Annotated in this window: 6 protein-coding genes and 1 tRNA gene; 6 read left to right on the forward strand and 1 reads right to left on the reverse strand. The window is 58.8% G+C overall.

Annotated features, from left to right (window positions below):
* Window positions 1-161 precede the first annotated feature (161 nt).
* The 4 genes from ACN080_RS10315 (at window position 162) to ACN080_RS10330 (ending at window position 3,243) form a co-directional block, all read left to right on the forward strand.
* Entirely contained in the window at window positions 162-1,253 is a 1,092-nt protein-coding gene (locus ACN080_RS10315; RefSeq protein WP_419113738.1) for an ABC transporter permease, read from the forward strand.
* 32 nt (window positions 1,254-1,285) lie between these two features.
* Window positions 1,286-2,032 (forward strand): ABC transporter ATP-binding protein, encoded by a 747-nt coding sequence (locus ACN080_RS10320; protein WP_419113739.1) that lies wholly within the window; start codon window positions 1,286-1,288, stop codon window positions 2,030-2,032.
* A gap of 81 nt (window positions 2,033-2,113) precedes the next feature.
* A complete protein-coding gene (locus ACN080_RS10325) occupies window positions 2,114-2,965 on the forward strand; it encodes an HpcH/HpaI aldolase/citrate lyase family protein (protein WP_419099074.1) in 852 nt (283 codons plus the stop codon).
* Between the two features lie 35 nt (window positions 2,966-3,000).
* Window positions 3,001-3,243, forward strand: coding sequence for a hypothetical protein (locus tag ACN080_RS10330; protein WP_419099075.1), 243 nt, complete (start codon window positions 3,001-3,003; stop codon window positions 3,241-3,243).
* 86 nt (window positions 3,244-3,329) lie between these two features.
* On the opposite strand, the gene ACN080_RS10335 is transcribed toward ACN080_RS10330, so the two are convergent.
* Window positions 3,330-3,404, reverse strand: a tRNA-Thr gene (locus ACN080_RS10335).
* A gap of 108 nt (window positions 3,405-3,512) precedes the next feature.
* Between ACN080_RS10335 and ACN080_RS10340 the strand changes: the two genes are divergently transcribed.
* Complete coding sequence (locus ACN080_RS10340; protein ID WP_419111683.1) at window positions 3,513-4,658, forward strand: histidinol-phosphate transaminase; 1,146 nt, start codon at window positions 3,513-3,515, stop codon at window positions 4,656-4,658.
* 181 nt (window positions 4,659-4,839) lie between these two features.
* A partial coding sequence (locus ACN080_RS10345; protein WP_419113740.1) for a thiamine pyrophosphate-dependent enzyme occupies window positions 4,840-5,426 on the forward strand: 587 nt, incomplete at its 3' end.

The raw sequence follows: 5,426 nt of genomic DNA on the forward strand, positions 1-5,426 counted from the left end.
CAACCAGTCTAGCCCTCTCAGAGCCTCACCTCGCTTCCCCCGCTATCGTCCAAACGGTTGATTATAGGTTCAACCCTTACCCCGATGTAGTAAGGGTCGGTGAACTGGTCAGATAGATATAGCCCCTGATACGGGGATTGTCTTCTGAAAGGTAAAATCTCATGTTTGTTGGCTGGCGCGATATCCTCTTTGCTAAGGGCCGATTTACCCTTATTGGGGCAACGGTCACCCTCATTACCCTGCTCCTGGTTATGCTGACGGGGCTGACCGGGGGGCTGGGGCGACAAAACACCGATGCCCTCCAAAAAATGGGGGCCGACCGGTTTATTTTCGCCTCCGATACAGCCGGAGCTAAGGCTTCTTTCACTGACTCCAGTGTGACTACCAGTCTCACCCAGCAATGGCAGGAAGAGGCAGACAGGGTTACCCCGGTGGGCTTCCTGACGGCTAAGGTTGAGGGCAAAGGAGCCGCACCCATGACCCTCATCGCCACCCCCCAGGGTTCTCAGCTGCCCGCCTCCACCGCTCCCTTGCATGAGGGCTCTGAAGCAGCTGATGACCAGATCGTCCTCCCCCTGAGCCAGGCCCACGACCTAGGTGCAGGGGTGGGTGATACCGTGAGCGTGAATGGTACCGAACTCACTGTGACAGGTATCGCTGAAGACACCTACTACTCCCACACCCCCGCAGGCTGGATCACCACCAGCACCTGGCAGAAGCTCACCCACCAGAACCCAACCACAGGGCCAGATGCCGTACTGGGAACAGTGCTAGCAGCTCAGGGCGCTAGCCATGTAGATGCCACGGCCACAGCAACCAGAACCCAGGCACTGACCACCAAGCAAGCCTTTGCGGCCCTGCCCGCCTACTCATCAGAGCACGGCTCACTGACGACCATGCAGGGCTTCCTCTACGGTATTTCTGCCCTAGTCATCGTTTCCTTCCTGACTGTGTGGACCATTCAGCGCACTCGGGATATCGCCCTCATGCGAGCGCTAGGTGCTTCTCGTGCTTTCCTGACCCGTGATGCCCTGGCCCAGGCTGGCCTAATTCTGGCTTTAGGAACTCTCAGCGGTGCCCTAGCTGGCTGGGCGCTAGGGGCTCTCGTCTCGGGCACTGTACCCTTCCAGCTCTCACCCCTGACAGTTGTCGGACCAGCAGCTGGAATCTGGGCCTTAGGTATGGGTGGTGCCCTTATCGCTCTACGGCGTGTAGCAACCGTTGATCCCATGCTCGCCCTGGGTGGCAACTAATTAATTCTGATCTAATCCCGAAAGGTAAACCCATGACCTCTGTACTGCCAGGCTCTCTATCTACCCAAGCCGCAGCTGCCGCCGCCCTCGAGCTACGCGATATCACCCTTGACTATCCCGATGGGGTTGATAGCTCCGGAAAACCCCTGACCGCGCGCGCCCTGGACGGCATCAACCTGACGGTAGAGCGGGGTGAATTCTTTGCCCTGACCGGCGCATCTGGCTCCGGTAAATCTTCCCTGCTGTCTGTGGCGGCGGGGCTGATCACCCCTACCTCCGGTAGCCGCCTCATCAACGGTGTAGAGACCACCGGCTACCGGGACTCCCAGCTAGCTGAACTCCGCCGCACCACCATCGGCATTATCTTCCAGCAACCCAACCTGATTGCCTCACTCACCGCTGCAGAACAGCTAGAACTGGTAGCACGCATTGGGGGAGCTCGAGGGGCAGAGCTACGGGCAGCTAGGTCACAGGCCCATGACCTTCTTGATTTGGTAGGGCTCTCTGCTGCCAGCCACCGCAAGGTGCACCAGCTCTCGGGTGGGCAACGTCAGCGAGTCAATATTGCTCGCGCCCTGATGAGCCAGCCAGCGCTTTTGCTGGCCGATGAGCCAACGAGTGCCCTAGATAGTGAGCGTTCGGAAGAGATTGTGCGACTGCTGGCACAGGTCACTGCCGAGTTCAATACTGCCACGCTCATGATTACCCACGATGCCGAGCAGGCCGCGCTGGCTACCGGCCAGTTACATATGGTGGACGGGCGTTTGCTCACACTCTAAGGCGGGCCGGGAAGAACCCGCAGCGGGTAGCTCTTGCGGGGGTAGACTTGAGAGGGTCAGACCCACCTTAACGAGGATCCCGTGATTAATTTCCACCGCAACGAACGCGCCGCATCTTTGCCCGCCCGACTTTCTCGATCCTGGCTTCTAGTATCAGCTGATGCAACCGAACAGACCATTGCAGCAGCCCTGGAATCAGAAGCAGATTCGGTCATCATTGACCTTGAGGACGGTTGCCCCGAGAAAGCCAAAGATGCTGCCCGTGAGCACATCGTTGCCATGCTCAATAAGGGGGCTTCGGCCTGGGTGCGTATCAACGCGATTGACAGTGAACACTGGTCTAAAGACCTTGAAGCGCTGAACCGTGCGGAGGGGCTCAAGGGGGTCATGCTTGCTATGACCGAACACCCTGACCATGTAACTCGTACCGCTATGATGCTCCCTGCCGGTACTCCGGTCATCGCGCTGATTGAGACCGCCCTGGGCATGGTGAATGTGGTGCGTATTGCCAAGGCTCCCGGTACCTTCCGCCTAGCTTTTGGTGTGGGTGACTACCGCCGCGACACCGGAGTTTCAGCCGACCCGATTGCGCTGGCTTTTGCGCGGTCACAGCTGGTCTTGGCCTCCCGCGTGGGCGGGCTGGCAGGCCCGATTGATGGGCCTTCTGTGGGTAAGCACAGCGGGGACTTGCTTAAGGACTGCGCGGTGACCACCAGCCACGGCATGACCGGTAAACTGACCTTGGACCCGGCACAGACCGAGACTATCAATCTGGGGCTTGCCCCGAGCGCCGACGAAATTGCCTGGGCGCGGGAGCTTTTGCAGAAGAGCGAAGGCGATTCTGTACCCAAGGACGGTTCCTATCTGCCACGTTTGGCGCGTGCCCGAAAAGTATCATCACTTGCCAAGACCTATGGCCTGTGGCGTAGCTAGAGTTTTCCCTAGGTGAGCCAAGAAAGATAAGCACCGTGAAAAATTATTTTGGTTTTCAAGCCCGCAGAACCCCTCAAGGGGGCTACGCACCCGGGTTCTTGCGTCTCTTTGCGCTACTACTTGTTCCTTCGGCGGGAATCTGGTGGTTCTACCGGTGGATTTTTGACAATGACACCAGCCTGTTAGCGCTGTGTTTTCTGGTGCCGGTAAGCGCCTGGATGTGGGCTTATCTGATTGGCTACAGCACGGCTCATCACATTGACGAGGACCGGTCTTAGAGCTTTCTGCTAGCCGGGGCTGACCGAGCTGGTAGAGACAAAGGGCCGCTTCCGAGTGTTTTCGGAAGCGGCCCTTAGCCGTCTTGTGGAGCCCCCAGTCGGATTTGAACCGACGACCTTTTCTTTACGAGGGAAATGCTCTACCCCTGAGCTATGGAGGCCAGCCGCGCCTGCGCGGACGAAGCAACTCTATCAGAAAGGCAAGGCTACCTGCCAGCTGTGATGCTGGGGCGTTCTCCCTGGGGCGCTGGTTGGTTAGAATTGGGTCTATGACTCAGATTACTCAAAATGACGGTGTGCGCCCCCGCCCCGTTTTCTCTCGACTCCCCAAGTACTCTGCCGGCAAGCCCCCTGCCACTGTGGAAGGGCTAGAACGGTTCAAGCTGTCCTCCAACGAAAATCCCTTCGGGCCGGTTGCTTCTGTCGCTCAGGTGCTTGCTGACTTTGACACTGCCCACCGCTACCCGGACCCGCTGTCAACCGCCCTACGCACCCGCCTGGGTGAGTACCTGGGGGTTGACCCCGAGGACATCGTGACCGGAGCAGGTAGCTTGGGTGCGCTCAACCAGATTCTGGCAACTTTCGCCGGTGCCAACGAAGACGGTACCCAGGACGAGGTCATCTACGCTTGGCGCTCCTTTGAGGCCTACCCCATCTGTGTGGGTCTCGCCGGGGCTAAGAGCGTCCAGGTACCCAACCTACCCAACGGCGCCCACGACCTTGACGCCATGGCGGCGGCTATCACCGACCGCACTCGCGTGATTCTCATCTGTACTCCCAACAACCCTACCGGCCCGGCAGTGACTGAAAGTCAGGTGCGGGACTTCCTCCGTAAGGTCCCTCAGGACCTGCTGGTGGTTATTGACGAGGCCTACTTTGAGTTCTGTGCCGCTTCTGAAATCCCTGAGGGCCAGGAACCGCCCCTCAACGGCTTGGATATCTACCGGGACTACCCCAATGTGGTGCTGCTGCGCACCTTCTCCAAGGCACAGGGTCTAGCGGGCCTGCGCGTTGGCTACTCCATCAGCCACCCCGATATCACCGCCTACCTGCGGGTGGCTGCTACCCCCTTTGCCGTTACAACAATTGCTGAGCAGGCGGCTATCGCCTCCATCGAGCACGCCGATGAGGTCATGGAGCGGGTAGAGCACCTGGTAGCTGAACGCGAAAAAGTAGTGACCGGGCTCAAAGAGCTGGGCTACTGGGTTCCCGAAACCAGGGCTAATTTTGTCTGGCTACCCTTGGGTGAACACACAACTGCCTTTGCTCAGCAGGCCGAGGCACATGCTCTCTCGGTGCGGGCTTTTGCTGGTGAGGGCGTACGCATCAGCATTGGTGAAGATCAGGCCAACGCCCGCCTGCTCACCCTTGCAGAAAAGTTCCCTCACCGTTCAGTAGCTCCTGCCCTCCAATAAGGGGATTTTTCCGGCGCTGGCTTCTCCCTGAAACCTGCGGGGTAGGGGAGGAGCCAGAGTCTGTGTAAACTCATTATTTGTAAAGAAACAGTCAAAAATTCTAAAAATAAGGCCCTGCCCTGCCGAGAGCGGGCGTAGGGTTAAACAAGAGAAAAAGACAGACCTGGACCCGGAGACACGCATGTCACAAACAAAAAGCCCCCAGAACCCCTGGGGGACCCCGGAGCGAATCCAACTTCTGGATGAAACCGGAACTACTAGCTCTCACGCTAGCTTTAGCTCCTTTGCCGATGAGCTCACCGGCGAAGATCTCAAAGACATGTACCGTACCATGGCGCTCACCCGCCGTTTTTGCAGTGAAATGACCTCCCTGCAACGGCAGGGTCAGCTAGCTCTCTGGGTTCCGTCTGTGGGGCAGGAGGCCGCCCAGATAGCCTCCGCCCGTGCACTGGCACCTAACGACTACATCTTCCCCTCCTACCGCGAGCACGGCGTGCTCCTGGAGCGGGGGATTGACCCCACCGAAATTACCCCGCTCTTTACCGGCACCGGCACCCTGGGCTGGGACGCTAAAAAGCACAATGTGCACCCCTACACTCTGGTCCTTGCCGCTCAGGTTGTCCATGCCACCGGCTATGCCATGGGCCTTAACTTCGATGCCCAAATCCAGGCCGAAACCGGGCAGTACCAGACCGGACAGGGGCAAGCCACCGACCCGGCTACCCTCGTCCTCTTCGGTGACGACAAGGCCCAGGACATCGACGTAGA

Source organism: Rothia sp. CCM 9416, assembly GCF_048513535.1.
Lineage (GTDB): Bacteria > Actinomycetota > Actinomycetes > Actinomycetales > Micrococcaceae > Rothia.

Excerpts from the sequence above, each read along its gene's own strand:
- ACN080_RS10315 (WP_419113738.1), top strand. The coding sequence starts at position 162 with ATGTTTGTTGGCTGGCGCGATATCCTCTTTGCTAAGGGCCGATTTACC.
- ACN080_RS10340 (WP_419111683.1), top strand. The coding sequence starts at position 3,513 with ATGACTCAGATTACTCAAAATGACGGTGTGCGCCCCCGCCCCGTTTTC.
- ACN080_RS10320 (WP_419113739.1), top strand. The coding sequence starts at position 1,286 with ATGACCTCTGTACTGCCAGGCTCTCTATCTACCCAAGCCGCAGCTGCC.